A 23,390-nucleotide genomic window follows, 5' to 3' on the forward strand; every position below is an offset into this window, starting at 1 on the left:
GGAGATACAAAGACAACTCCCCCCTCCGGGGAGAAGGAAGAAGCAAGCGGCCAGCCGCCCCCCCCCCCCCCCCCCCCCCCCCCCCCCCCCCCCCCTCCCGGGTACCGCCGGCGCCGCCGGTTACTGGTCCCGGTACATCTCGGCGACGAGGAACGCCAGGTCCAGCGACTGGCTGCGGTTGAGCCGCGGGTCGCAGGCCGTCTCGTAGCGCTGGTGCAGGTCGTCGACGAAGATCTCGTCGCCGCCGCCCACGCACTCGGTGACGTCGTCGCCGGTGAGTTCCACGTGGATGCCGCCCGGGTGGGTGCCGAGCTCCTTGTGGACCTCGAAGAAGCCCTTCACCTCGTCGAGCACGTCGTCGAAGCGGCGGGTCTTGTGGCCCGAGGCCGCCTCGAAGGTGTTGCCGTGCATCGGGTCGGTCACCCAGGCGACGGTGGCACCGGACGCGGTGACCTTCTCCACCAGCTCGGGGAGCCGGTCTCGGATCTTGTCCGCGCCCATGCGGACGATGAAGGTCAGCCGGCCCGGCTCGCGCTCGGGGTCGAGGCGCTCGATGTACTGCAGCGCCTCCTCGGCCGTCGTCGTCGGACCGAGCTTGATGCCGATCGGGTTGCGGATCCTCGAGGCGAACTCGATGTGCGCGTGGTCCAGCTGACGGGTGCGCTCACCGATCCAGACCATGTGCGCGGAGACGTCGTACAGCCGGCCGGTGCGCGAGTCCACGCGGGTGAGCGCCGACTCGTAGTCGAGCAGCAGCGCCTCGTGCGAGGAGTAGAACTCGACCGTCTTGAACTCCTCCGGGTCCGCGCCGCACGCCTGCATGAAGTTCAGCGCCTGGTCGATCTCGCGGGCGAGCTGCTCGTAGCGCTGGCCGGACGGCGACGACTTCACGAAGTCCTGGTTCCAGGCGTGCACCTGGCGCAGGTCGGCGTAGCCGCCGGTGGTGAAGGCGCGCACCAGGTTCAGCGTGGAGGCCGAGGCCTGGTACATCCGCTTCAGCCGCTCGGGGTCCGGGACGCGGGCCTCCTCGGTGAACTCGAAGCCGTTGACGGAGTCGCCGCGGTAGGTGGGCAGCGTCACGCCGTCACGGGTCTCGGTCGGCTTGGAGCGCGGCTTGGAGTACTGGCCGGCGATCCGGCCCACCTTCACCACGGGCACGGAGGCGGCGTACGTCAGTACGGCGCCCATCTGGAGCAACGTTTTGAGCTTGTTGCGGATGTGGTCGGCGGACACCGCGTCGAAGGCCTCGGCGCAGTCGCCGCCCTGGAGGAGGAACGCCTCTCCCTTGGCGACGGCCGCCATCCGGGCGCGCAGCTGGTCGCACTCGCCCGCGAAGACGAGCGGCGGATACGACTCGAGGTCCGCGATCACTGCGCGCAGAGCCTCGGCGTCGGGGTACTCGGGCTGCTGCGCCGCGGGCAGGTTTCGCCAGGTGTTGCCAGCGCTCGCGCTGGTCTTAGCGTTCACGGTCACGTTCTCCACATTACGGGGTGCCGCCCTCCGTTCCGGGCCATGCCCAGGAAGTGAGACACGGGATACGTCCCGTGGACATCGTGGACATGGGGTAGGGTGCGTCCCATGCCCGCGCACTCGACCCAGACCACGAACTGGTGGTGGACCGCTTCTCCGGCGGCCCACTGACTGCGCGTACGCACGCACACTCCGCGAAGGCCGCCCGAGGGGCGGCCTTCGGCGTTCACGGCGTCCGGGGACCGGCCCTCCTTCACCGAGGGAGCACGACCGATGAACCTGCCGGACCTCCTGGACGATCCCCGTCCGTTCGCCCTGCTGCGCCGCCGCACGCCCGGCCACGACCACGCCGTGGTCGAACTGCTGGTGGGTCCCGTGGAAACGCGTGACCGCCTGGCCGACCTCCCCGACGAGGGACTCGCGCTCGTGCCGTTCCGGCAGATCCGCGAGCGCGGTTTCGACGTCCGCGACGACGGCACCCCGCTGCTGGTGCTGACCCCCGAGGAGCGGTACGAGATCCCGCTCGGGGACGCCCTGTCCCGGCTGCCGTCGCACGCCGTGCGGGTGGAGGACGGCGGCTTCGACGTGTCCGACGAGGAGTACGGCGAGATCGTCGGCCGCGTGCTGCGGGAGGAGATCGGACGGGGCGAGGGCGCCAACTTCGTGATCCGGCGGACCTACCGGGGCCGGATCCCGGGGTTCGGGCGGGCCGACGCCCTCAGCCTCTTCCGGCGCCTCCTCGAGGAGGAGCGGGGCGCCTACTGGACGTTCGTCGTGCACACCGGGGACAGGACGCTGGTCGGGGCGAGTCCCGAGGTGCACGTGCGGGCGTCCGGCGGGACGGTCGTGATGAACCCGATCAGCGGAACCCACCGCTATCCGGCCCAGGGGCCCACGCCCGAGCACCTGCTGGAGTTCCTCGCCGACGGCAAGGAGATCGAGGAGCTGTCGATGGTCGTCGACGAGGAGCTCAAGATGATGTGCACCGTCGGCGACCGGGGCGGGGTCGTGGTCGGCCCCCGGCTGAAGGAGATGGCGCACCTCGCGCACACCGAGTACGAGCTGCGCGGCCGGTCCTCGCTGGACGTGCGGGAGGTGCTCAGGGAGACCATGTTCGCCGCCACCGTCACCGGGTCCCCGGTGCAGAACGCCTGCCGGGTGATCGAGCGGCACGAGACCGGCGGGCGCGGCTACTACGCGGGCGCGCTGGCGCTGCTCGGCCGGGACGCGGGGGGCGCCCAGACCCTGGACTCCCCCATCCTCATCCGCACCGCGGACATCGGCGCGGACGGACGGCTGCGGGTGGCGGTCGGCGCCACGCTGGTGCGCGGCTCCGACCCGGCGGGCGAGGTCGCCGAGACCCACGCCAAGGCGGCCGGTGTGCTGGCCGCGCTGGGGGTGCGCCCCGGGCGGCCGCGGGCGGAGTCGGTGCGGCCGGGGCTGGCCGACGACCCCCGGGTGCGGGCGGCGCTGGACGGGCGCCGGGCCTCGCTGGCGCCGTTCTGGCTGCGGATGCAGGAGCTGCCGGACCCCCTGGGGGGCCGTGCCCTGGTGGTCGACGCGGAGGACACCTTCACCGCGATGCTGGCGCACGTGCTGCGCGCCGGCGGGCTGGAGGTGACCGTCCGGCGGTACGACGAGCCGGGGCTGCGGGAGGCGGCGCTCGGCCACGAGGGTCCGCTGGTGCTGGGACCCGGCCCGGGCGACCCCTCCGACACCGCCGACCCGAAGATGCGGTTCCTGCGCGGGCTCACCGCCGAGGTCCTCGCGGGGCACCGGCACGGCGTCCTCGGGGTCTGCCTCGGCCACGAGCTGATCGCGGCCGAGCTGGGGCTGGGGATCGTGCGCAAGGAGGTGCCGTACCAGGGGGCGCAGACGGAGATCGACCTGTTCGGGCGGCCGGAGACCGTCGGCTTCTACAACAGCTTCGCGGCGCACTGCGACGACGAGGCGGCGGCCGAGCTGGCCGCGCACGGCGTGGAGGTGAGCCGTGCGGCGAACGGCGAGGTGCACGCGCTGCGCGGGCCGGGCTTCGCCGGGGTGCAGTTCCACCCGGAGTCGGTGCTGACGCTGAACGGCGCGGCGATCGTCCGGGAGCTGACGGGTCAGCCGCGCGGCACCAGCACGTTCTCCGAGCGGCGGCCGGCGGTGTAGTCGAGGACGTTGTCCGCCGTGGTCTCGACGATCTGCCCGACGGCGTCCACGGTGTAGTAGGCCTGATGGGACGTCACCAGGACGTTCGGGAACGTGACGAGGCGGGCCAGGGTGTCGTCGTCGACGGCCTCCAGGGACTTGTCGAGGAAGAACAGCCCCGCCTCCGCCTCGTACACGTCCAGGCCGACGCCGGTGAAGCGGCCCGCGCGCAGCTCGGCGACGAGGGCCGCGGTGTCGACGAGGCCGCCCCGGCTGGAGTTCACCAGGATCGCGTCGTCCCGCATCGTCTTCAGGGCGCCGGCGTCGATGAGGTGCCGGGTCTCGGGCAGCAGCGGGACGTGCAGGGTGACCAGGTCGGACTCGGCGAGCAGCTGCTCCTTGGGGACGTAGGTCATGCCGAGTTCCCGGCAGGCGGGGTTCTCGGCGACGTCCCAGCCCAGCAGCCGCATGCCGAAGCCGTGGGCGATCCGGGCGAACGCCTCGCCGATCTTGCCGGTGCCGAGGATCCCGGCGGTGCGGCCGTGCATGTCGCGGCCCATCAGCCCGTCGAGGCGGAAGTCGAAGTCGCGGGTGCGGGTGGAGGCGCGCACCACGCGGCGGTTGACCGCCATGGCGAGGGTCCAGGCGAACTCGGCGACGGAGTACGGCGAGTAGGACGAGACGCGGGCGACCGTCAGGCCGAGCCGTTCGGCGACCTCCAGGTCGACGTTGTTGAAGCCGGTGGAGCGCTGGGCGACCATCCGGGTGCCGCCGACCGCGAGGGTCGACAGGACCTCGGCGCCGAGGTCGCAGTTGACGCTGGTGGAGATCGCCTCGTGGCCGGCCGCGATGGGCGCGGTGTCCGCGTTGAGGAAGACGTCCAGTGCGCGCACCTGGTGGTGGCCCTCGAAGGCCCGCTCGATCAGGGGCTTCTCGTCGGCCTGTACTCCGAACGCCAGGATCTCCACGGGTTCCCTCCGGGTCGGGGTCGTCGTCGTGCGCGCGGGCAGTCGTCGTACGCGCGAATATACGGGCCCGCCGGGGGGGCGTGCCGGGGCCGCACGGGGCGGGGGCGGGGCCTCGTGGACCCGGGTGGCCGGCGCTACTCCTCGTCGAGGCCGCGTTCGATGGCGTAGCGGACGAGCTCGACGCGGTTGTGGAGCTGGAGTTTGCCGAGGGTGTTCTGCACGTGGTTCTGCACCGTGCGGTGCGAGATGACGAGCCGTTCGGCGATCTGCTTGTAGCTCAGGCCCTTGGCGACCAGGCGCAGCACCTCGGTCTCGCGCTCGGTCAGCCGGGGCGCCTTGGACCCGTCGTCGCCCCGGTCGGGGCCGGCGGGCTCGGAGGCGAGGCGGCGGTACTCGCCGAGGACCAGGCCGGCCAGTCCCGGGGTGAACACCGCGTCGCCCGCGGCGGTGCGGCGCACCGCGTCCTGGAGCTCCTCGGTGGAGGCCGACTTGAGCAGGTAACCGGTCGCGCCCGACTTCACCGCCTCCAGCACGTCGGCGTGCTCCCCGCTGGCGGAGAGCACCAGGACGCGCAGGGCGGGGTTCGCGGCGACGACCTCCTTGCAGACCTGGACGCCGGGCTTGCCCGGCAGGTTCAGGTCGAGGACGAGCACGTCCGGGGCGGCGGCCCTGGCGCGGCGCACCGCCTGGTCGCCGTCCCCGGCGGTGGCGACCACCTCGAAGCCGGACTCGGACAGGTCGCGGGCGACGGCGTCGCGCCACATGGGGTGGTCGTCGACCACCATCACCCTGACCGGGTCCCGGCCGGCCTCCCGTCCGGTTGCGGTGTCCGTCATCGCTGCTCCGCCTTCCCCCGGGTGTCCCCCCGGCCGTCCGTCCCGTCGTTGCCCGCCTTCGGCACCCTCAGTTCGACCTCCGTGCCCTGGCCCGGCACCGAGATCAGCTCGGCGCTGCCGCCGAGGTCGCGCAGCCGGCCCCGGATGGACAGGGCCACGCCGAGCCGGCCCTCGCCCTCGGCCTGGGCGAGCCGGCCCTCGGGGATGCCGGGTCCGTCGTCGCGGACGGTGACGATCACCTCGTCCGGTTCGTCCTCGACCAGGATCCACGCGCGGGCCCGCTCCCCGGCGTGCCGGCGGACGTTGTCCAGGGCGGCGCCGACGGCCGCGGCCACCTCCCGCGCGGCGGCCGGCGCGAGCCGCACCGGCGCCCCGGGCTCGGCGAGGGCGACCCGGGCGCCCGCGCAGGGGGCGAGCAGCGCGCGCAGGTCCACCGGTCCCCCGCCGCCGTTCGGCGCCCCGTCCTCGCCGGCGGCCCGCACGGCGGCGCCGGCGGCGTCCCGCGACGCGCGGGGGACGGGGACCAGTCCGCCGGAGACCAGCGTGCGCAGGGCGACCTCCTGCTCCCCGGCCAGCCGGCCCAGCTCGGCCGCCTCGCCGCCGATCACGGCGCCGCGCCGCTGCACCATCGCGAGCACCTGGAGCACGCCGTCGTGGATGTCCCGCGCGAGCCGCTCCCGTTCCCGGGTCGCCGCCTCGATCTCCAGGGCGCGGGCGAGGGTGCGCTCGGAGGCGCGGGCGACCTCGACGACGTAGCCGATGGCGATGGAGGCGACCCAGACGAGGATCACGTTGTGCACGGTGTCGCGGGCGGGACTGCCGCGTTCGACCAGGTTGGCCACGGCGACGAGGGTGGAGGCGAGGGCCGCCCAGCGCCAGCCGCCCTTGATCGCGAACGCCAGCACCGAGCCGGCGGTCCAGATGGACGGCAGGGTCGGGCCGCCCGCGTGGATGCGTTCGGGCGCGTCGGCGAGGGGGGTGAGCAGGATGCCGGTGAGCGCGATGGTCAGGTCGGCGGCGAGGAAGCCCCTGGTGCAGGCGGCGGCGCTCGCGACCCTGGGCAGGGTGGCCAGGGTCCACACCAGCAGGAGGGCGAAGTAGCCGACGGCGAGCCAGGGCCGGGTGAACTCCTCGTGGGCGGAGGCGAACAGCCCGACCGCGTACACCACGGTGAGCACCCGGTAGCCGGCGAGCGCGCGCCACAGCGGCAGCTCGACCGACATCCTCATGGCCTTCTCGTGCCCCGGCATGTGTCCCCCCACTTCCGCCCCCGGCTCCGACCGGGCCTAGGGGTCGGAACGTCGCTGCTCGTTCCGGTCCCGTCCGGTCTGCTCCCGGTCGGCCCGCTCCATGGCGGCCCTCAGTTTCCCGGCGTGCTCCCTCTCCTCGCGCGCGAGGGCGGCCCGCGCCGCCCTCCCGGCCTCCTTCTCGGCCTCCCGCTCGGCCTTCTCGGCCTCCTTCTCGGCCTTGGCCGCCTCCGCGAGCTGCCGCTTCATGGCGGTCGCGTACACGTCGACGTACTCCTGGCCGGAGAGCTTCATGATCTCGTAGATGACCTCGTCGGTCACCGCGCGCAGGACGAAACGGTCGTGGTCCATGCCCTGGTAGCGGCGGAAGTCCAGCGGCTTCCCGATCCGGATCCCCGGCCGCATCAGCTTCGGCACGATCTTCCCGGGCGGCTGGATCTTCTCCGTGTCGATCATGGCGACCGGGATCACCGGCGCGCCGGTGGCCAGCGCCACGCGCGCCAGGCCGCCGGGCTTGCCCCGGTAGAGACGGCCGTCGGGCGAGCGGGTGCCCTCCGGGTAGATGCCGAACAGCTCACCGCGCTCCAGCACCTCTATGCCGCTGCGGATCGCGGCCTCGCCGGCGCCGCGCGCGCCGGAGCGGTCCACCGGGAGCTGGCCCACGCCCTTGAAGAAGGCGGCCGTCAGCCGGCCCTTCACCCCCGGCGTGGTGAAGTACTCGGCCTTGGCGATGAAGGTGACCTTGCGGTCCAGCACCGCCGGCAGGAAGAAGGAGTCGGAGAACGACAGGTGATTGCTGGCCAGGATGGCGGGACCCTCGGCGGGAACGTTCTCCAGGCCCTCCACCCAGGGCCTGAAGGCGAGCTTCAGCGGCCCCCCGATGGTGACCTTCATCGCGCCGTACAACAACCGAGTGCCTCCCGTGTGTGTGGATCAGACAATATCCCGGAGTGCCGCGGAAGGACCCGACGGCCCTGGTCGGTGTCAGCGCGGTCGCGTACGGTGAAGGTCCTGCGATCCGTGCGCGACCCCTGCCCCGACCGTCATGACGTGCCCGCACCCTTCTCACGAACCCCCACGAACAGGAGGCCGAAGGTGCCGCTCCTGACCGGAGCCGAGCCGTTCCGTCACGAGGGCGGGGAGACCGCCGTCCTCCTCTGCCACGGCTTCACCGGTTCACCGCAGTCGCTGCGCCCCTGGGCGGAGCACCTCGCCGGAGACGGCCTGACCGTCTCGCTGCCGCTGCTGCCCGGACACGGCACGCACTGGAAGGACCTCCGGGTCACCGGGTGGCAGGACTGGTACGCGGAGGTGGACCGCGAGCTGCGGCTGCTGCGGGACCGCTGTTCCCGGGTGTTCGTGGCCGGTCTGTCGATGGGCGGCGCGCTCGCCCTGCGGCTGGCCGCGCTCCACGGCGACGCGGTGAGCGGGGTCATGGTCGTCAACCCCGCGAACAAGGTGCACGGGGTGACCGCGCACGCCCTTCCGGTGCTGCGGCACCTCGTCCCGGCGACGAAGGGCATCGCGAGCGACATCGCGAAGCCGTCGGTGACGGAGCTGGGGTACGACCGGGTGCCGCTGCACGCCGCGCACTCCCTGCGGACGTTCCTGCGCCTCCTCGACGGCGAGCTGCCCCGGGTCACCCAGCCGCTGCTGCTGCTGCGCAGCCCGCAGGACCACGTGGTGCCGCCCGCGGACTCGGCCCGCGTCCTCGGCCGGGTCTCGTCGGTGGACGTGACGGAGGTCCTGCTGGAACGGAGCTACCACGTGGCGACGTTGGACCACGACGCGGAGCGGGTCTTCCGGGAGAGCACCGCGTTCATCGGCCGGCTCGCGCCCGGCGCCGTCAAGGAGCCCGGGCTCGGCAAGGAAGGGACGACCGCAGGTGGCTGAGCACGACTCGGACCGCGAGGACCGCGAAGGCCGCGAGAGCCGCGAGCCGGAGGAGAGGGGCGCCGGGCAGGGCGCCGGGCGGAGCCCCGGGCAGGGCGCCGGGAAGGACGTCCCCTTCGACGAGGACGCCGCGTGGGCGGCGATCGTCGCCGGGTACGGCGAGGAGCCGCCGGACCCGCCGGGGGCCAAGCCGTTCAAGTCGGTCGAGGACCTGGCGCTGCTGGAGGCCGGGACCAACGACGAGGAGACGGAGGCCGGGACGCCGCGCAAGGCCGGCGAGCACCCGGCCGATCCGGCCGCACCGGCCAGGCCGCTGGGCGGTTCCGTCTCCTTCGCCCCCGGTGTCGGCCCTCGCGACTACAGCCTGTCCGAGCCCTCCGGGGAGGACCTCGGGGAGAGCGACGAGGGCCACTTCGTGCCGCCGGAGCCGCCGCCGCTGCCGGAGGCCGACGTCGCCGTCAAGTTCGCCTGGCTCGGGGTGGTGGGCGGTCCGCTGCTGCTCCTGCTGGCGGTGATGTTCGACTGGTACATGTCCTGGTGGCTGACCACGCTCTGCGTCGGCGGCTTCCTGGGCGGCTTCGCCACGCTGGTGCTGCGCATGCGCACGGACGACGAGGACGACGACGACCCGGGCCGCGGCGCGGTGGTCTGAGGACCTCCCCTACGCGGCGGGGACCCTGAGGGCGGCCAGGACCGGGAGGTGGTCCGTGGCCGCCCTCAGGTCGGCCCCGGACACCCCGGGCTGCTCGTACGGCACCCCGCAGCCCAGCACCTCGACGCCGCCCGTGACGAACAGGGCGTCGATGCGCTTGCGCGGGTCGCCGGGGGACCAGGTGTGCTCGCCGCCCCACGGGGCCGCGGCCCAGCAGTCCGTCAGGTTCCCGGCCAGGCGCCGGAAGGTGCGGCCGTCCGGGGGGTCGTTCAGGTCGCCGCCGGCGACCGCGTGCTCCACACCCATCCCGGCGAGCCGGTCCAGGAGCATGCCGCCCTGCTCGTACCGCTCGTCCTGCCGCAACGACAGGTGGCAGCTCAGCACGCCCAGCCGGGCGCCGCCGAACCGCACGACGGCGGTGGCGAAACCGCGCCGGTGCAGTCCCGGGGTGAGCGGCAGCAGCACGTCCTCGGTGCGCTCGACGGTCGCCCGCAGCGAGCACAGGAGCGCCGGGCCCGCGGCCGTGGCGCCCCCGGAGAGGACCACCAGCCCGGACGCGGAGGCCAGCCGGGCCAGTTTCTTGCGCCAGCGGAAGAAGCGCGGCGCCTCCTGGAGCAGGACCAGGTCGGGGACGCAGGCGGTGATCACCCGGGCGAGGGCGTCCGTGTCGTCCTGCATCGACCGGATGTTGTAGCTCAGGACGCGGATCACGGCCGACCCGTCCGGCTCGGTACGGGAGTCGGGCAGCAGCCAAGTCGTCGCCATGCCGGCCAAGATACGCCGACCCGCCCGGCCGGAGGGGTCACGCGGGCCGGCGTCGGCACGGGAAGAACCGGGCCAGCGCAGCCGTACGACGCCCCGGCGGCCGGGCGGGGTTGCGTTCACGGCGGATCACCCGGCCGCCGGCCTCGACGGCCCGCGCGCACGCCCGGTCCGCGTCGGCGACGAACACGGTCAGCGGGCTCGGCAGGGCGGGCCGGTCCGGGCGCCGGTCGAAGGCCGGCACGACGGTGTCGCCGGCCCGGGTCTCACCGTGTCCGATCGCACCGTCCTCGGTCCGCACCCGCCCGATCTCCTCACCTGCGAACGCCCGGGCGACGAAGTCGGGGAAGGCCCCCGTGCCGTCGGTGACGCACTGGGGGGCGACGGTGGTGCGGCCCTTCGGTGCGGCGCTGGTCCGCTCCGGCATCGCGGTCCCTTCGCTGGGACCGGCGGCCGGCGACGACGGTGGGCGGGAAGCAGGTCCGTCGCCGTCCTGGAAGTCCCGGGAGGGGGAAGGCCGCGGTGCGCGCCGGGCGGAGACGGCGGCGCCCGCCGTCCCCTCGGGGGTCGGGCGGGCGCCGCCGTGCGCGTGGGAAGGGGGGATCACATGATCGGGTCGGGCTGGCGGGCCAGGTCGGCCGCGCCGACCAGGCCGGCCTTGTTGCCGAGCTGGGCGCCGAGGACCTCGGCGACCGGACGCCAGTTGCCGCCCACCAGCCAGCGCTTGTAGGACTTGCGGATCGGACCGAGGACCAGTTCGCCCTCCTCGGAGAGACCCCCGCCGACGATGAACGCGGAGGGATCGAACAGGGAGGCCAGGTCGGCGAGGCCGGCGCCGACCCAGCGGGCCAGCTCCCGGTAGGAGTCGACGGCCACCCGGTCGCCCTGGCGGGCGGCCATGGAGACGTGCTTGCCCTCGATGCCCTCGGGGGTGCCGTCGCCGAGGCCGAGCAGCGTCTCGGCGTTCTCGGGGGTGGCGTTGGCGCGCTGCTTGGCGTACCGGACGAGCGCGCGGCCGGAGGCGTACTGCTCCCAGCAGCCCTGGGAGCCGCAGCCGCACAGCAGGCCGTCCGGCACCATGCGGATGTGCCCGAACTCGGCGGCCACGCCGAAGTGACCGCGGCGCAGCTTGTTGCCGATGATGACGCCGCCGCCGAGACCGGTGCCGAGCGTGATGCAGATGACGTTGCGGTGGCCCGCGCCCGCGCCGAACTTGTACTCGCCCCAGGCCGCGGCGTTGGCGTCGTTCTCCACGACGACCGGGAGGCCCGTGCGGTCCTGGACCTTCTCCTTGAGCGGCTCGTTGCGCCAGTGGATGTTGGGCGCGAAGTACACCGTGGAGCGCTGGCGGTTGACGTACCCGGCCGCACCGATGCCCACGCCGACGATCTCGTGCCCGGCGCGCGCGCCCTCCACCGCGGAGGCGATGGCGTCCACGATGCCCTCGGGCGTGCCCGGGGTCGGCACCTTGTGGGTCGAGAGGATGTTGCCTTCCTCGTCGACCACGCCGGCCGCGATCTTCGTGCCGCCGATGTCGACGCCGATGGTGAGTCCCATGAATCCCTCAGTTTCGGTCGAGCCCCGCTACCGCCCACGGTACCCGAGGCCCTGCCCCCGGGTTTCCGCCATCCGTACGGTGGGCGGGTCCGGCGGGATCATGGGCACCCGCCGGACCGGGCGTCGGCCGCCGGCCGTCAGTCCAGGTCGATGTGCTCGCCGGGGCCGGAGTCGTCACCCCGGTCGTCCCGGCCGTCCCGGTTGTCGCGTTCGTCCAGGTCGCGGGGGTCGGTGTCGCGCAGGTCGGTGGCGCGGGCCGTCCAGCGGCGCTCCTGGTCCCGCACCGCGGAGCGGTAGGCGGCGAGGAGTTCGTTGCCGGCGGCGGCGAGGTGGTCGAAGACGTCCGGGTTGCGCTCGATGACGGGTTCCACGGCGGCCTTGGCCTGCTGCACGGCCTGCCGCACCATCTGCTGCGCGGCGGGCCCGGCGACCGCGCCGAACAGCGGGGAGCCCAGGCCGGAGAGCCGGTCGGCGACCGCGTCGACGAGCTTCTTCAGCTCCTCGGCGGCGGAGCCCGGGGGCTGTCCGTACCGGGCGCGGCGGCGGGCCTTCTCCGCCTCGAGGTCCTCGGCGCAGGCGGTCGCCCAGGCGTCGGCGTCGGCGGCCCGCGCGTCGCCCGCGGTCCGCGCGTCCTTCGCGGTCCGCGCCTCCTCCACGGTCTCGTCCCCGGCGTCGCCGGACGGGGGGAGCTGTTCGCTCATGAGGGACTCCTGACTACGGGTGGCCCCTTCGACGTTACCCGAACGCCCCACCGGCTTCAGCGGGTGCGCGGCCACAGCCGCGGATCCGGCCGGAACCGGATGCGCAGCCGGCCCTCGCGCAGGGCGGCGCCGTCGACGGTGCAGCGGCGCAGCGCCGAGGGCAGCGGGACGATCCGGCGGAACGGTCCCGCGGTCACGACGAGTTCGTCGCCGCGCCGGATCAGGTCCAGCTCCTCGCGCCGGGCGCCGGGCAGCGGGATGTGCCAGACCAGCACGCCGTCGTCGGCGAGGGAGTCGGTGACGGGCCACTCGACGGCGGCGCCCGTCGCGGCGGGTCCCGTCGCGGCGGGGCCCGCGCCGGCGCCGGGCACGGCGAGCGCGGCGAGGTCGTCGGTGCCGCGCGGGTCGCGCCCGAGGTGGGCGACGGGGCGGACGTCGTGGGTCTCCCGCCACTCCTCCAGGGTCTTGCGCTGCTGGGCGACCGGGCCGGCGAGCCAGCTGTCCTGCACGCCCTCCGGCAGGACGCGGGTCGCGACCAGCAGGTCGGTGCGCAGGCCGCGCAGCGCCAGGCCGAGGGTCGCGGTGCGCACGGCGTCGGCGCCCGCGGGTCCCGGCTCGGCGACCAGGCGCACGGCGGTGCCGCGGTCGGCGAGCACGGCCTCGACGGCGGCCAGCCGGCGGTCCAGCCGGGCGGCGGTCTCGTACAGCCACGCGGCGGGCAGCGGGACGCCGGCGAGGCGGCCGAGCACGGGGCGCAGGGCGCGGGCGGCCTGCCGCTCGGGCGGGAGCAGGCGGCGCAGGTAGCGGCGGAGCTCCTCGGGCAGGGCGAGCAGGGCGAGGGCCCGCGGGACGGGCGGCAGGTCGACCACGAGGAGGTCGTGCGCCCCCGGCAGGGCCGCGTCCCGCAGGGCGCGCAGCAGGGCGAGCTCCTCGGCGCCGGGCAGCGGGGTGAACTCCTCGGGATCGAGCCGGGAGGCGCCGAGCAGGTCCAGCGCGGAGGAGGCGCGGTCCTGCAGGGCGGCCAGGTCGGCGCCGAGGTCCGCGTCGGCGTCGGGCCGCCGCACGGTGAGCCGGGGGGCGGCCTCGACCGGGTCGGGCCCGACGGGCACGCCCAGGACCGCGCCCAGAGTGTCCGTCCGGTCGGTGCCGAGGAGGAGGGTGCGGACGCCCTCACGGGCGGCGGCGTGCGCGGTGGCGGCCGCGACGGTGGTGCGCCCGCTGCCGCCGGGGCCCGTGATCAGGAGGGTACGCATGAGGGTGACGGTACCCGGGGGACCGGCGGGGAGGGCTCGTCGCCCTGTTCGCACCCGGGCCGGGCGGGCCCCGCGGCGCGTTACCGCGCCCCCGACTCCACGCGCTTCTTCAGCCCCGCCAGGGCCCGGTCGATGATGACCTTCTCGGCCTTGCGCTTGATCATGCCGAGCATCGGGATCTTGACGTCGACGGTCAGCCGGTAGGTGACCTCGGTCGTGCCCGGGCCGGCCGGCTCCAGGAGGTAGGAGCCGTCCAGGGAGCGGAGCATCTGGGACTTCACCAGGCTCCAGGAGACCTCGTGCTCGCCGTTCCAGGTGTAGGCGAGGGTCTGGTCGTCCTTGATCGCGCCGGCGTCCATGACGAGGCGCACCTGCTCGGCGCGGCCCTGCCCGTCGGTCTTGAGGACCTCCGCCTCCTTCACCTCACCGGTCCAGTCCGGGTAGCGGGCGAAGTCGGCGATCACCCCCATGACATCGGCCGGTGCGGCCTCGATCGTGATGCTCGAGCTGGTGTGTTCCGCCATCGCCGTGGCTCCTCCGGATGCGCGCCGGTCGTCGGATCGCCGTGCGCGGGTGCAGCGCACGTCTGTGCAGCGGAAGGCTACCGCGCACCCGGCCGGCGCAGCTCACCCCGCCCGGGGCGCCCCCTCGGCGTTCGCGTCACCACGAGCCGCCACGAGTCATCGGGATCACCGGACGTCACCACTCGAGCACCCAGGGGCGCCCGGTGCCCGCGAAGTGCCCCACGTTCACGCACTCGGTGGCGCCGATCCGCATCCGCCGCACCAGGGGCTGGTGCACGTGCCCGAACAGGGCGTAGCGGGGCCGGGTGCGGCGAATGGCCTCCAGCAGCGCCCGGCTGCCGCGCTCGAAGCGGCGTGCGACGGTGTCGTAGACCAGCTCCGGGACCTCCGGCGGGATGTGGGTGCACAGCACGTCGACCTCGCCGACGGCCTCGATCTTCGCCGCGTACTCCTCGTCGTCGATCTCGTAGGGCGTGCGCATCGGGGTGCGCAGGCCGCCGCCGACGAACCCGAAGGTCCGGCCGCCGATCTCCACCCGCTCCCCGTCGAGGACGGTGGTGCCGGGCCGGACGTACTCCCGCCACAGGGGCGGCACGTCGACGTTGCCGTAGGTGGCGTAGGTGGGGGCGGGGAAGGCGGCGAACAGTTCGGCGTACTGCCTGCGCACCGCCCGTTCGATCGCCGTGTCCCGGTCCTCCTCGAGGCCCGCCCACAGCCGGGCGCCGAACGCGCGCGCCTCCTCGAAGCGGCGGGCGGTGCGCAGCTCCACGATGCGGTCGGCGTTCTCGGTGCCGAACAGGTCGGGGAAGATGCCGCGCGAGTGGTCGGCGTAGTCGAGGAAGAGCACCAGGTCGCCCAGGCAGACCAGGGCGTCGGCGCCCTCGCCGGCCCGGGCCAGGTCACGGGCGTTGCCGTGGACGTCGCTGACCACGTGGACGCGCGTGCGGCGGACGCCGCCCGGTACGGATGCCATGGCGATCAAGGGTAGGCGCGTGCGACGGTCCGGACAATGGCGGCCGGACCTGTGGATACTGGCTGGTCGGTGGCGGGGTGCACTACTGTGCGCAATGAAACACCCATCTGTGTGACGCAGCGAACATCTCGCCGGGACCCCCTGTCGTGGAGGCCATACCGGCGGGTAACGTCCGGGCAGTCCAGTCGTGCTCGGGATTTCGACATGTGAATTCGCGAGTACCCGCCCCAGCCTTGGACCGCACCGTCGCATCGCACAACGCCGTGGCGTCGGCGCCCTAAGAGGAGCAGCAGTCTTGCGCGAGTTCAGCCTTCCGGCTCTGTACGAGGTCCCCGCGGACGGCAACCTGGCCGACATCGTGCGCAGAAACGCCGCGCAGCACCCCGACGTCGCCGTCATCGCCCGCAAGGTGGACGGTGCCTGGCAGGACGTGACGGCCACCGCCTTCCTCGCCGAGGTGCGGGCGGCCGCCAAAGGGCTGATCGCCTCCGGGGTCCGGCCGGGCGACCGGGTCGGCCTGATGTCCCGCACCCGTTACGAGTGGACGCTGCTGGACTTCGCGATCTGGAGCGCCGGCGCGGTCACCGTGCCGGTGTACGAGACCAGCTCGCCCGAGCAGGTGGCGTGGATCCTCGGCGACTCCGGCGCCACCGCCTGCGTCGTGGAGCTCGACGCGCACGCGGCGGCCGTGGAGTCGGTGCGCGACCGGCTGCCCGGGCTGGGGAACGTGTGGCAGATCGACGCCGGCGGCGTCGAGGAGCTGGGCCGCCTCGGCCGGGACGTCACCGACGAGACGGTCGAGGAGCGCAGCTCGATCGCGAAGGCCGACGACCCGGCGACGATCGTCTACACCTCCGGCACGACCGGCCGTCCCAAGGGCTGTGTGCTCACCCACCGCAGCTTCTTCGCCGAGTGCGGCAACATCGTGGAGCGGCTGCGGCCGCTGTTCCGCACCGGCGAGTGCTCCGTGCTGCTCTTCCTGCCGCTCGCGCACGTCTTCGGACGGCTGGTGCAGATCGCGCCGATGATCGCGCCGATCAAGCTGGGCTGCGTACCGGACATCAGGAACCTCACCGACGAGCTGGCCGCGTTCCGCCCGACCCTCATCCTGGGGGTGCCGCGGGTGTTCGAGAAGGTCTACAACTCGGCGCGCGCCAAGGCGCAGGCCGACGGCAAGGGCGGGATCTTCGACAAGGCCGCCGACACCGCGATCGCGTACAGCCGGGCGCTGGACACGCCGTCCGGGCCGTCGCTCGGCCTGAGGATCAAGCACAAGGTGTTCGACCGGCTCGTCTACGGCAAGCTGCGCGCGGTGCTCGGCGGGCGCGGCGAGTACGCCATCTCCGGCGGCGCCCCGCTGGGCGAGCGCCTGGGCCACTTCTTCCGCGGCATCGGCTTCACCGTCCTGGAGGGCTACGGCCTGACGGAGTCCTGCGCGGCCACCGCGTTCAACCCGTGGGACCGGCAGAAGATCGGCACGGTCGGCCAGCCGCTGCCCGGCTCGGTGATCCGCATCGCGGACGACGGCGAGGTGCTGCTGCACGGCGAGCACCTGTTCAAGGAGTACTGGAACAACCCGGGCGCGACGGCCGAGGCGCTGGCCGACGGCTGGTTCCACACCGGGGACGTCGGCACCCTGGACGAGGACGGCTACCTGCGGATCACCGGCCGCAAGAAGGAGATCCTGGTCACCGCGGGCGGCAAGAACGTCGCCCCGGCGGTGATCGAGGACCGGATCCGCGCGCACGCGCTGGTCGCGGAGTGCATGGTGGTGGGCGACGGGCGGCCGTTCGTGGGCGCGCTGGTCACCATCGACGAGGAGTTCCTCGGCCGCTGGTGCGCCGAGAACGGCAAGCCGGAGGGCTCCACCGCGGCGTCCCTGATCGAGGACCCGGACCTGGTCGCGGCGGTCCAGGCGGCCGTCGACGACGGCAACGCGGCGGTCTCCAAGGCGGAGTCGGTCCGCAAGTTCCGCATCCTGCCCGCCCAGTTCACGGAGGAGTCGGGGCATCTGACCCCGTCCCTGAAGCTGAAGCGGAGCGTGGTGGCGAAGGACTACGCCCACGAGATCGAGGCGATCTACGCGAAGTAGGACGCGCGGGGCGCGCGTGCGGCGCGGTGTCCGGGTCCGGGCGCCGCGCCCTACCGGGCGGGGCTGCCGTACCGGATCGAGCGCGCCGCGCCGCACGGGAGGCGGGCAGGCCCCTACAGCAGCTTCCTCAGCTCCTCCGCCAGCAGGTCCCAGCGCCACTTCTCCTCGACCCACCGGCGGCCCCGCTCGCCCATCCGGCGGCGCAGCTCCGCGTCGCCGAGGAGGGTGACGATGCGGTCGGCGGCCTGCTCGGGGGAGCCGCCGGGGACGACCCAGCCGGTCTCGCCGTCGAGCACCGCGTCGGGGGCGCCGCCGGAGTCGCCGGCGACGACGGGCAGCCCGGTCGCGGAGGCCTCCAGGTAGACGATCCCGAGCCCCTCGACGTCCAGCCCGCCGCGCCGGGTCCGGCAGGGCATCGCGAAGACGTCCCCGGCGCCGTAGTGGGCGGGCAGTTGCTCCCAGGGGACGGAGCCGGTGAAGCGGACGGAGCCCTCGACCCCGGTCCGCCGCGCGAGCGCGCGCAGGTCCTCCTCGTACGGGCCGCCGCCGACGAGCAGCAGCACGGCCTCCGGCTCGGCCGCCAGGACCGCGGGCATCGCCTCGATCAGCGTGTCCTGCCCCTTGCGCGGCACCAGCCGCGAGACGCACACCACCACCGGGCGGCCGGCCAGTCCGAGCCGCGCCCGGACCTCGTCGCCGCCCGAGCCGGGGTGGAAGGTCTTCTCGTCCACCCCGGGCGGCAGCCGCACCATCCGGGAGGCCGCTTCGGGGGTCAGCGCGCCGGCGATCCGGGAGCGCGTGTACTCGCCGAGGTAGGTGATCGTGTCCGTGGACTCGCCGATCCGGCGCAGCAGTCGCCGGGCGGCGGGCAGCTGGGCCCACCCGGCCTCGTGGCCGTGGGTGGTGGCCACGATCCGCTCGGCGCCGGCCCGGCGCAGCGCCGGCGCCATCAGCCCGAGCGGCGCCGCCGCCCCGAACCACACCGAGGTGCACCCGTGCTCGCGCAGCAGCCCGACGGCCCGCCGGGTGGCCCGCGGGGTGGGCAGCAGCATCGTCGTGCGGTCGCGCACGACGGTGAAGGGCTGCTCGGCGTCGAAGGCGGCCGTCGCCTCGACGCCCTCCCGGGTGCGCTTCCAGGTGGAGGCGTAGACGACGAGGCGCTCGGGGTCGAGCCGCAGCGCCATGTTGTGCAGGAACGCCTGGATGCCGCCGGGCCGGGGCGGGAAGTCGTTGGTCACGATCAGGGTCTTGTGCATCGCGGCCGACCCTACCGAACGCCTCCTCACCGCCGGTCGCGGCGGTGCCGGTGGCCCGTGCACGGGTGCCCGGTACATGATGGCCCCTTCGGACCGCGCACCACACGGGCAGGGAGCAGATGAAGACGACGGCCGTACGAGGGTCCCTCGCAGGCCTGCTGCTCCTGTGGGGGCTGACGCGGGCCGCCCTGCTGCTGTGCGTCCTGAAGGTGGTCGTCTTCCCCGGCCCCGACGTCACCAGCGACGTGTCGGTGATCTACCGGGGCTGGTACGAGGTCCTGCGCACCGGCACGTTTCCGCTGGACGACGTCACCTGGCAGTACCCGCCCGCCGCGGCCCTGGCGGTCCTCTCCCCCGGTCTGCTGCCCTTCCTGGAGTACGCCACCGCGTTCTTCGTCCTGGCGTTCCTCGCCGACCTGTCCGTCCTGGCCCTGCTGCTGCACGCGGGCCGGCGTCCCGGCCGGGCGCCGCACGGCGCCTGGGTGTGGGTGGCGGGCGTGCCGCTGCTCGGGCCGACGGTGTACGCCCGCTACGACGTGATGGTGACCGCGGTGGCGGTCGCCGCGCTGCTGGCCGGCGCCCGCCGCCCCCGGCTGATGGGGGCGCTGGCCGCCTTCGGGGCGCTGCTGAAGGTGTGGCCGGCGCTGCTGCTGCTCGCCGTCCGCCGGCGTGCCGCCTGGGTGTCGGCCGCCGTGACCGCCGCCGCGACCGCCGCCCTGTTCGCCCTCCTCGTGCCCGGCGCGTTCGCCTTCCTGACCTTCCAGCGCGACCGGGGCACGGAGGTCGAGTCGCTGGGCGCGCTGGTCTTCCACGTCGCCCGGCACCACGGCTGGGACGGCGAGGTGCGGCTCAACTACGGCTCGGTGGAGTTCCTCGGCCCGTACGTGACCTGGGTGAGCACGGGCGCGCTGCTGCTGACCGGGGCGGCCTTCGCCTGGCTGGTGCTGTGGCGGCTGCTGGCCACCCGCTCGGAGGCGCACACCGCCGCCGACGCGGCGTTCACGGCGGTGCTGATGTTCACCACCACCAGCCGGGTGATCAGCCCGCAGTACATGGTGTGGCTGGTCGGGCTCGCCGCGGTGTGCCTGTGCTTCCGGGGGAGCCGGATGCGGCTGCCGGCCGCCCTGGTGCTGGCCGCGTCCGCCGTGACGGTGCTGGAGTTCCCGCTGTGGTTCGCCCACGTCGTGGCCAGCGACCCGCTCGGGATCGGCCTGCTGGTCGTCCGCAACGGCCTGCTGGTCGCCGCGACCCTGCTCGCGGCCCGTGCCCTGTGGCGCGCCACCGTCCCCCGCCGGCGCCCGCTCCCCGCGGTCCCCCGGCAGGCCCGTCCCGCCGGGGCGCCGGTCTCCCCCTGATCCCGGCCGCCGGAGCCGGGGCGGCCGGGCGGACCGGCCCCGCCCCCGCCCCGCGGGCCCGGGTCAGCCGAGCCGGTCCCGTACGTGGCCCCGCCACCGGGCCGTGAACTCCTCCACGGTGGTGCCGAGGACCCGGTCCATCGCATCCTCGACCGCGCCCTCCCGCTGCCGGTGCGCTCCCACGGCCCGGTAGAACGCGCCCAGGCGCTCCTCGCCCCACCGCTCGGCGACGAGGCGGCAGGCCATCCAGCCGCTCTCGTAGGCCCGGGCCAGCCGGCCCGGGTCGCCCGAGAAGCCGAAGTCCTCGTCCGCGGGCAGGGCCGCGGGCGCCTCGCCCCGGCTGACCGCGCGGGCGAGTTCCGGCGCGGTCTCGGCCGGAGCGCGCCCGTCGCCGCGCTGGGCGACCCAGTCGGCGAAGCCCTCGGACAGCCACAGCGGGGTCGCGGCGGAGGTGTGGGCGCGGGTGGCGACGTGGGCGGTCTCGTGGGTGAGCACGACCTGCCGGCCCGCGTCGCCGAGCAGCCCGAAGGCGTCCGGGTTGACGATGATCCGGTCCGCGGGCGCCCGCGGACCGGTGCCGGTCCGGCCGGTGGTGACCGCCGCGATCCCCCGGTAGGAGGAGGCGGGCGAACCCAGCAGCCCCGCCATGCCCTCCAGGGACCCCGGCACCAGGACGACGACGCGGCGGGGCCAGTCGGTGCCCCACGCGTCCGAGACCGCGGGCACCGCGCGGTCGGCCATCCCGGCGTAGTCGCGCAGCCTCGCGTCGGACTGCCCGACGCCGAGCACCAGGCCCCGTTCGCCCCGGACGACCCGTACCGGGCCCTGGTCCCACAGCTGCTGGCCGGACTCCCGCGCGGGCCGGTCCGACGCCACGGACCAGCGGCCGTCCGCGCCCCGGTCCAGGCGCAGGGCGCGGGCGGTGGTGACCGGGGAGCGGTCGTGGCCCTCGACGCGGTAGCTCAGGTCGGCGAGGACGGTGGCGGCGTCACCGGTGCGCTCCAGGGCGGTCACCCGGTAGGACCAGGCCGCCAGCGGTACGGCGCGCAGGCGGTCGTACCCGGCCCGGGCGCCGGTGCGGGCGTACCCGGCGGGATCGTGGGCGAGGACCGCCCGTGCCCGCCGGTCGAGGAGCGCCTGCACCTCGGCGCGGACGCCGTCGGCGACCGGTCCCCCGCCGCACGCGACCAGGGCGACGAGCAGCAGACACAGCGCCGCCACCGGCGCCCCCGGAACCCGCCCCCGCCCAGCCATCCCTGTGAGGGTACGGGCGCCGGACCGCTCCGGTCAGGCCCCGGGTCACACCCGGGTGACCGCCGAGACGGGCATCATGCCGACCGGGTCGTAGCGCACGGGGGCGCCGGGGTAGGGCGCGTGGATCACCTGGCCGTCGCCCACGTACATCCCGACGTGGCTGGCGTCGGACCGGTAGAGCACCAGGTCGCCGGGGCGCGCCTCGGAGAGCGGGACCTGCCGGCCGGCGTGCCGCTGGGCCTGCGAGGTGCGCGGCAGGGCCACCCCGGCCTGCGCGTACGACCACTGCATCAGGCCCGAGCAGTCGAAGCCGCCCGGCCCGTTGGCGCCCCAGACGTAGGGCCTGCCGAGGGCGGAGCGGGCGGCGGCGACGGCGGCGGCCGCGCGCGCCGAGGCCGCACCGGCCGCGTCCGGACCGGGCGGGCGGCCGCGGCCGGAGCGGGCGGCGCGCTCGCCGGCCGGGAGGGAGGCGAGCAGCCGGCGGGCCTCGGCGAGTCTGCCCTCGACGGTCTTCTTGTGGGCGGCGGCGTCCTCGCGGCTCTCCTCCAGCGCCTCCAGCGTGCGGGCCGCCTGCGCGCGGTCCCGGGCGAGGGAGCGCAGGGCGCCCCGCAGTCTCCTCAGCTCACCGGCCTGGCGGGCGGTGATCCGGTCGAGGACGGAGGCCCGTTCCAGGTAGTCCTCCGGGTCGTCGGAGAACAGCAGGGCGAAGGAGGGGTCGAGGCCTCCGGAGCGGTACTGGGCACCGGCGAGCGAGCCGAGCGACTCCCGCAGGGTGTTGATCCGCTGCTGCTGCCGGGCGATCCCGTCCTGCGCGGTGCGGACCTGCCGGCGCAGGCCGTCGGCGCGCTCGTCGGCCTCGTTGTACGCCTCGGTGGCCCTCTCGGCCGCCGCGTAGAGGCGGTCCACCTCGGCCCGGGTGTCGTCGTGCGGCGTGGCCGCGACCGGTGCCGCGCCCAGGGCGGCGGCCGTGACGGACAGCAGACCGACGGCGGCGACGGCGCCCCGCTCGGATCCGAAGGACGGTGCAGAACGGCGATGGGACCCCACGGGAAGCCGCGCTCCTTCCACTGGCGGACAGGGAAACGCGGCAGACAGTAGACCCGGCGGCGGCGGACGGACCAGCGCCCGCGCCCGCCGCGCACGGCGACGCCCCGCCTTCGACGCAGGTCACGGGCGGGGCGGGGGTCCGGCGGGCGCCGGTGCGATTCCCCCGTTCGGGGGCACCGCGGGCCGGTCTCCCGAAGGAGCGGACGGATCCTAGACGCGGACGCCGAACATGAACGGGCCGCCGATGGTGTTCATCGACTCGTAGCGCACGACGGTGCCGGTGCGCGGGGCGTGCAGCACCTGGCCGTTGCCCGCGTAGAGGCCCACGTGGTGCAGGTCGTTGAAGAAGAACACCAGGTCGCCGACCTGGAGCTGGCTCTGCGAGTAGATCTTGGTGCCCGCGCCGGTCTGCGCCTCGGAGGTGCGCGGGAGGGCGACGCCGGCCTGGGCGTACGCCCAGGAGGTCAGGCCCGAGCAGTCGAAGGAGGACGGGCCGGTGGCGCCGTAGACGTAGGGGGTGCCGAGCTTGCTCTGGGCGGCGGCGAAGGCGGCGGCGGCACGGCCGCTTCCGGTGCCGGTGCCGGCCCTGGTGCCGGTCGAGGCGTCACCGGCGGAGAGGGCCTGGCGCTCGCTGTTGCGGGAGGCGCGCTCATCCTCCTCGGCGAGCTGGGCCTTCTCCTCGGCGGTCAGGCTGTTGAGCAGCTTCTGCGCGGCGGCGAGCTTGCCCTGGACTTCCTTCTTCTTCTTGCCCAGTTCGGTGCGCGTGGAGGAGAGGTCCTTGAGCTTCTCGGACGCCTCGGAGCGCTGCTGGGCGAGTTCGCGCTGCTTCTCCTGGATCTTCCTCAGTCCGTCGACCTGCTGGGCGCTCAACTGGTCGAGGGTGGAGGCCTTGTCGAGGTAGTCGTCCGGGTCGGCGGAGAGGAACAGCTGGAGCGAGGGGTCGATGCCGCCGCTGCGGTACTGGGCGCTGGCCATCGAGCCGAGGCCGTCGCGCAGGTCGTTGAGCTCCTTCTGACCGCGGGCGACGTTGTCCTGGATGGTGGAGATCTCCTTCTGGAGCTTCTCCTGCTTCTCCTTGGCCCCGTTGTACTTCTCGGTGGCCTGCTCCGCCTCCTGGTAGAGCTTGTCGACCTTGGCCTTGACCTCGTCCTTGCTCGGCTTCTCACTGGGAGCGGCGTTGGCGGCCTGCGAGCTCAGGGCGACGGCAGCTGCGGCAGCGGTGGTGAGCACGGTCACACGTGCGCGGCTCGGCTGCTTGGGACGACGGTGGGACGCCACGAAGGCGAGCTCCTTCTTCCTCCAGCCGCCTACCGACACGCCGGTGGGCGGGGCCTCCGCCGTCGCCACCCCATGTGAACGATCACCCGAGCGGAGGTTCGAGGCCCGACCCTAGTGATTCCCTCGTGATCAGTTCAAA

Annotated in this window: 21 protein-coding genes and 1 pseudogene; 6 read left to right on the forward strand and 16 right to left on the reverse strand. The window is 74.5% G+C overall.

All coding sequences use genetic code 11. The features are described from left to right. Window positions 1-120: 120 nt before the first annotated feature. The gene (locus ACZ56B_RS05525; RefSeq protein ID WP_468786543.1) at window positions 121-1,473 is read right to left on the reverse strand and encodes a class II 3-deoxy-7-phosphoheptulonate synthase; all 1,353 of its coding nucleotides are present in this window, start codon (window positions 1,471-1,473) and stop codon (window positions 121-123) included. A gap of 105 nt (window positions 1,474-1,578) precedes the next feature. On the opposite strand from ACZ56B_RS05525, the gene ACZ56B_RS05530 reads away from it, so the two are divergent. Together ACZ56B_RS05530 and ACZ56B_RS05535 are read left to right on the forward strand one after the other, a co-directional pair. Beyond that, window positions 1,579-1,641, forward strand: coding sequence for a trp operon leader peptide (locus ACZ56B_RS05530; RefSeq protein ID WP_468786764.1), 63 nt, complete (start codon window positions 1,579-1,581; stop codon window positions 1,639-1,641). A 102-nt stretch (window positions 1,642-1,743) separates the two neighbouring features. Further along, window positions 1,744-3,624: an anthranilate synthase family protein gene (locus ACZ56B_RS05535; protein WP_468786545.1), complete on the forward strand. Its 1,881-nt coding sequence runs from the start codon at window positions 1,744-1,746 to the stop codon at window positions 3,622-3,624. On the opposite strand, the gene ACZ56B_RS05540 is transcribed toward ACZ56B_RS05535, so the two are convergent. The 4 genes from ACZ56B_RS05540 to ACZ56B_RS05555 all read right to left on the reverse strand — a co-directional run bounded on the left by ACZ56B_RS05540 (window position 3,576) and on the right by ACZ56B_RS05555 (window position 7,548). Continuing rightward, on the reverse strand, window positions 3,576-4,571 hold the full coding sequence (locus ACZ56B_RS05540) for a 2-hydroxyacid dehydrogenase (protein WP_468786547.1): 996 nt from the start codon (window positions 4,569-4,571) through the stop codon (window positions 3,576-3,578). The genes ACZ56B_RS05535 and ACZ56B_RS05540 overlap by 49 nt on opposite strands. 134 nt (window positions 4,572-4,705) lie before the next feature. After that, complete coding sequence (locus ACZ56B_RS05545; protein WP_468786549.1) at window positions 4,706-5,407, reverse strand: response regulator; 702 nt, start codon at window positions 5,405-5,407, stop codon at window positions 4,706-4,708. Beyond that, complete coding sequence (gene macS, locus ACZ56B_RS05550) at window positions 5,404-6,657, reverse strand: MacS family sensor histidine kinase (protein ID WP_468786551.1); 1,254 nt, start codon at window positions 6,655-6,657, stop codon at window positions 5,404-5,406. Before macS ends, ACZ56B_RS05545 begins: the two co-directional genes overlap by 4 nt. A 36-nt stretch (window positions 6,658-6,693) precedes the next feature. Beyond that, window positions 6,694-7,548, reverse strand: a complete 855-nt coding sequence (locus ACZ56B_RS05555) for a lysophospholipid acyltransferase family protein (protein ID WP_468786553.1) — start codon at window positions 7,546-7,548, stop codon at window positions 6,694-6,696. 201 nt (window positions 7,549-7,749) lie between these two features. On the opposite strand from ACZ56B_RS05555, the gene ACZ56B_RS05560 reads away from it, so the two are divergent. Together ACZ56B_RS05560 and ACZ56B_RS05565 are read left to right on the forward strand one after the other, a co-directional pair. Next, window positions 7,750-8,547 (forward strand): alpha/beta hydrolase, encoded by a 798-nt coding sequence (locus ACZ56B_RS05560; RefSeq protein ID WP_468786555.1) that lies wholly within the window; start codon window positions 7,750-7,752, stop codon window positions 8,545-8,547. Next, complete coding sequence (locus tag ACZ56B_RS05565) at window positions 8,540-9,199, forward strand: hypothetical protein (protein WP_468786557.1); 660 nt, start codon at window positions 8,540-8,542, stop codon at window positions 9,197-9,199. The genes ACZ56B_RS05560 and ACZ56B_RS05565 overlap by 8 nt, the downstream gene beginning before the upstream one ends. 9 nt (window positions 9,200-9,208) lie before the next feature. On the opposite strand, the gene ACZ56B_RS05570 is transcribed toward ACZ56B_RS05565, so the two are convergent. The 7 genes and pseudogenes from ACZ56B_RS05570 to ACZ56B_RS05600 form a co-directional block, all read right to left on the reverse strand. Continuing rightward, the gene (locus tag ACZ56B_RS05570) at window positions 9,209-9,964 is read right to left on the reverse strand and encodes an endonuclease/exonuclease/phosphatase family protein (RefSeq protein WP_468786559.1); all 756 of its coding nucleotides are present in this window, start codon (window positions 9,962-9,964) and stop codon (window positions 9,209-9,211) included. A gap of 124 nt (window positions 9,965-10,088) precedes the next feature. Beyond that, a pseudogene (locus ACZ56B_RS05575) lies at window positions 10,089-10,388 on the reverse strand (VOC family protein); the annotation flags it as partial. Window positions 10,389-10,564: 176 nt separating this feature from the next. Next, a complete protein-coding gene (locus tag ACZ56B_RS05580; protein ID WP_468786561.1) occupies window positions 10,565-11,518 on the reverse strand; it encodes an ROK family glucokinase in 954 nt (317 codons plus the stop codon). A 137-nt stretch (window positions 11,519-11,655) separates the two neighbouring features. Further along, window positions 11,656-12,219, reverse strand: a complete 564-nt coding sequence (locus ACZ56B_RS05585; RefSeq protein ID WP_468786563.1) for a DUF5304 domain-containing protein — start codon at window positions 12,217-12,219, stop codon at window positions 11,656-11,658. 56 nt (window positions 12,220-12,275) lie between these two features. Beyond that, window positions 12,276-13,472: an ArsA family ATPase gene (locus tag ACZ56B_RS05590; RefSeq protein WP_468786565.1), complete on the reverse strand. Its 1,197-nt coding sequence runs from the start codon at window positions 13,470-13,472 to the stop codon at window positions 12,276-12,278. Window positions 13,473-13,552: 80 nt separating this feature from the next. Continuing rightward, window positions 13,553-13,996, reverse strand: coding sequence for an SRPBCC family protein (locus ACZ56B_RS05595; protein WP_468786567.1), 444 nt, complete (start codon window positions 13,994-13,996; stop codon window positions 13,553-13,555). A gap of 175 nt (window positions 13,997-14,171) precedes the next feature. After that, complete coding sequence (locus tag ACZ56B_RS05600) at window positions 14,172-14,969, reverse strand: metallophosphoesterase family protein (protein WP_468786569.1); 798 nt, start codon at window positions 14,967-14,969, stop codon at window positions 14,172-14,174. Window positions 14,970-15,264: 295 nt separating this feature from the next. Between ACZ56B_RS05600 and ACZ56B_RS05605 the strand changes: the two genes are divergently transcribed. Beyond that, window positions 15,265-17,061 carry an AMP-dependent synthetase/ligase gene (locus ACZ56B_RS05605; RefSeq protein ID WP_468786571.1) on the forward strand — a complete coding sequence of 599 codons (1,797 nt, stop codon included), beginning with the start codon at window positions 15,265-15,267 and terminating at the stop codon, window positions 17,059-17,061. Window positions 17,062-17,174: 113 nt separating this feature from the next. Here ACZ56B_RS05605 and ACZ56B_RS05610 read toward each other — a convergent pair whose 3' ends face one another. After that, on the reverse strand, window positions 17,175-18,317 hold the full coding sequence (locus ACZ56B_RS05610; RefSeq protein WP_468786573.1) for a glycosyltransferase family 4 protein: 1,143 nt from the start codon (window positions 18,315-18,317) through the stop codon (window positions 17,175-17,177). 119 nt (window positions 18,318-18,436) lie between these two features. On the opposite strand from ACZ56B_RS05610, the gene ACZ56B_RS05615 reads away from it, so the two are divergent. Beyond that, entirely contained in the window at window positions 18,437-19,672 is a 1,236-nt protein-coding gene (locus tag ACZ56B_RS05615) for a glycosyltransferase 87 family protein (RefSeq protein ID WP_468786575.1), read from the forward strand. 63 nt (window positions 19,673-19,735) lie between these two features. Here the strand turns inward: ACZ56B_RS05615 and ACZ56B_RS05620 are convergent, their stop codons facing one another. From ACZ56B_RS05620 to ACZ56B_RS05630, 3 genes are all read right to left on the reverse strand, one after another. Then, window positions 19,736-20,926, reverse strand: coding sequence for a hypothetical protein (locus tag ACZ56B_RS05620; protein WP_468786577.1), 1,191 nt, complete (start codon window positions 20,924-20,926; stop codon window positions 19,736-19,738). A 45-nt stretch (window positions 20,927-20,971) separates the two neighbouring features. Beyond that, on the reverse strand, window positions 20,972-21,973 hold the full coding sequence (locus tag ACZ56B_RS05625; RefSeq protein ID WP_468786579.1) for a C40 family peptidase: 1,002 nt from the start codon (window positions 21,971-21,973) through the stop codon (window positions 20,972-20,974). Window positions 21,974-22,183: 210 nt separating this feature from the next. Further along, entirely contained in the window at window positions 22,184-23,251 is a 1,068-nt protein-coding gene (locus tag ACZ56B_RS05630; protein WP_468786766.1) for a C40 family peptidase, read from the reverse strand. Window positions 23,252-23,390 lie beyond the last annotated feature (139 nt).

This window comes from Streptomyces sp. NPDC034670 (genome assembly GCF_055574875.1).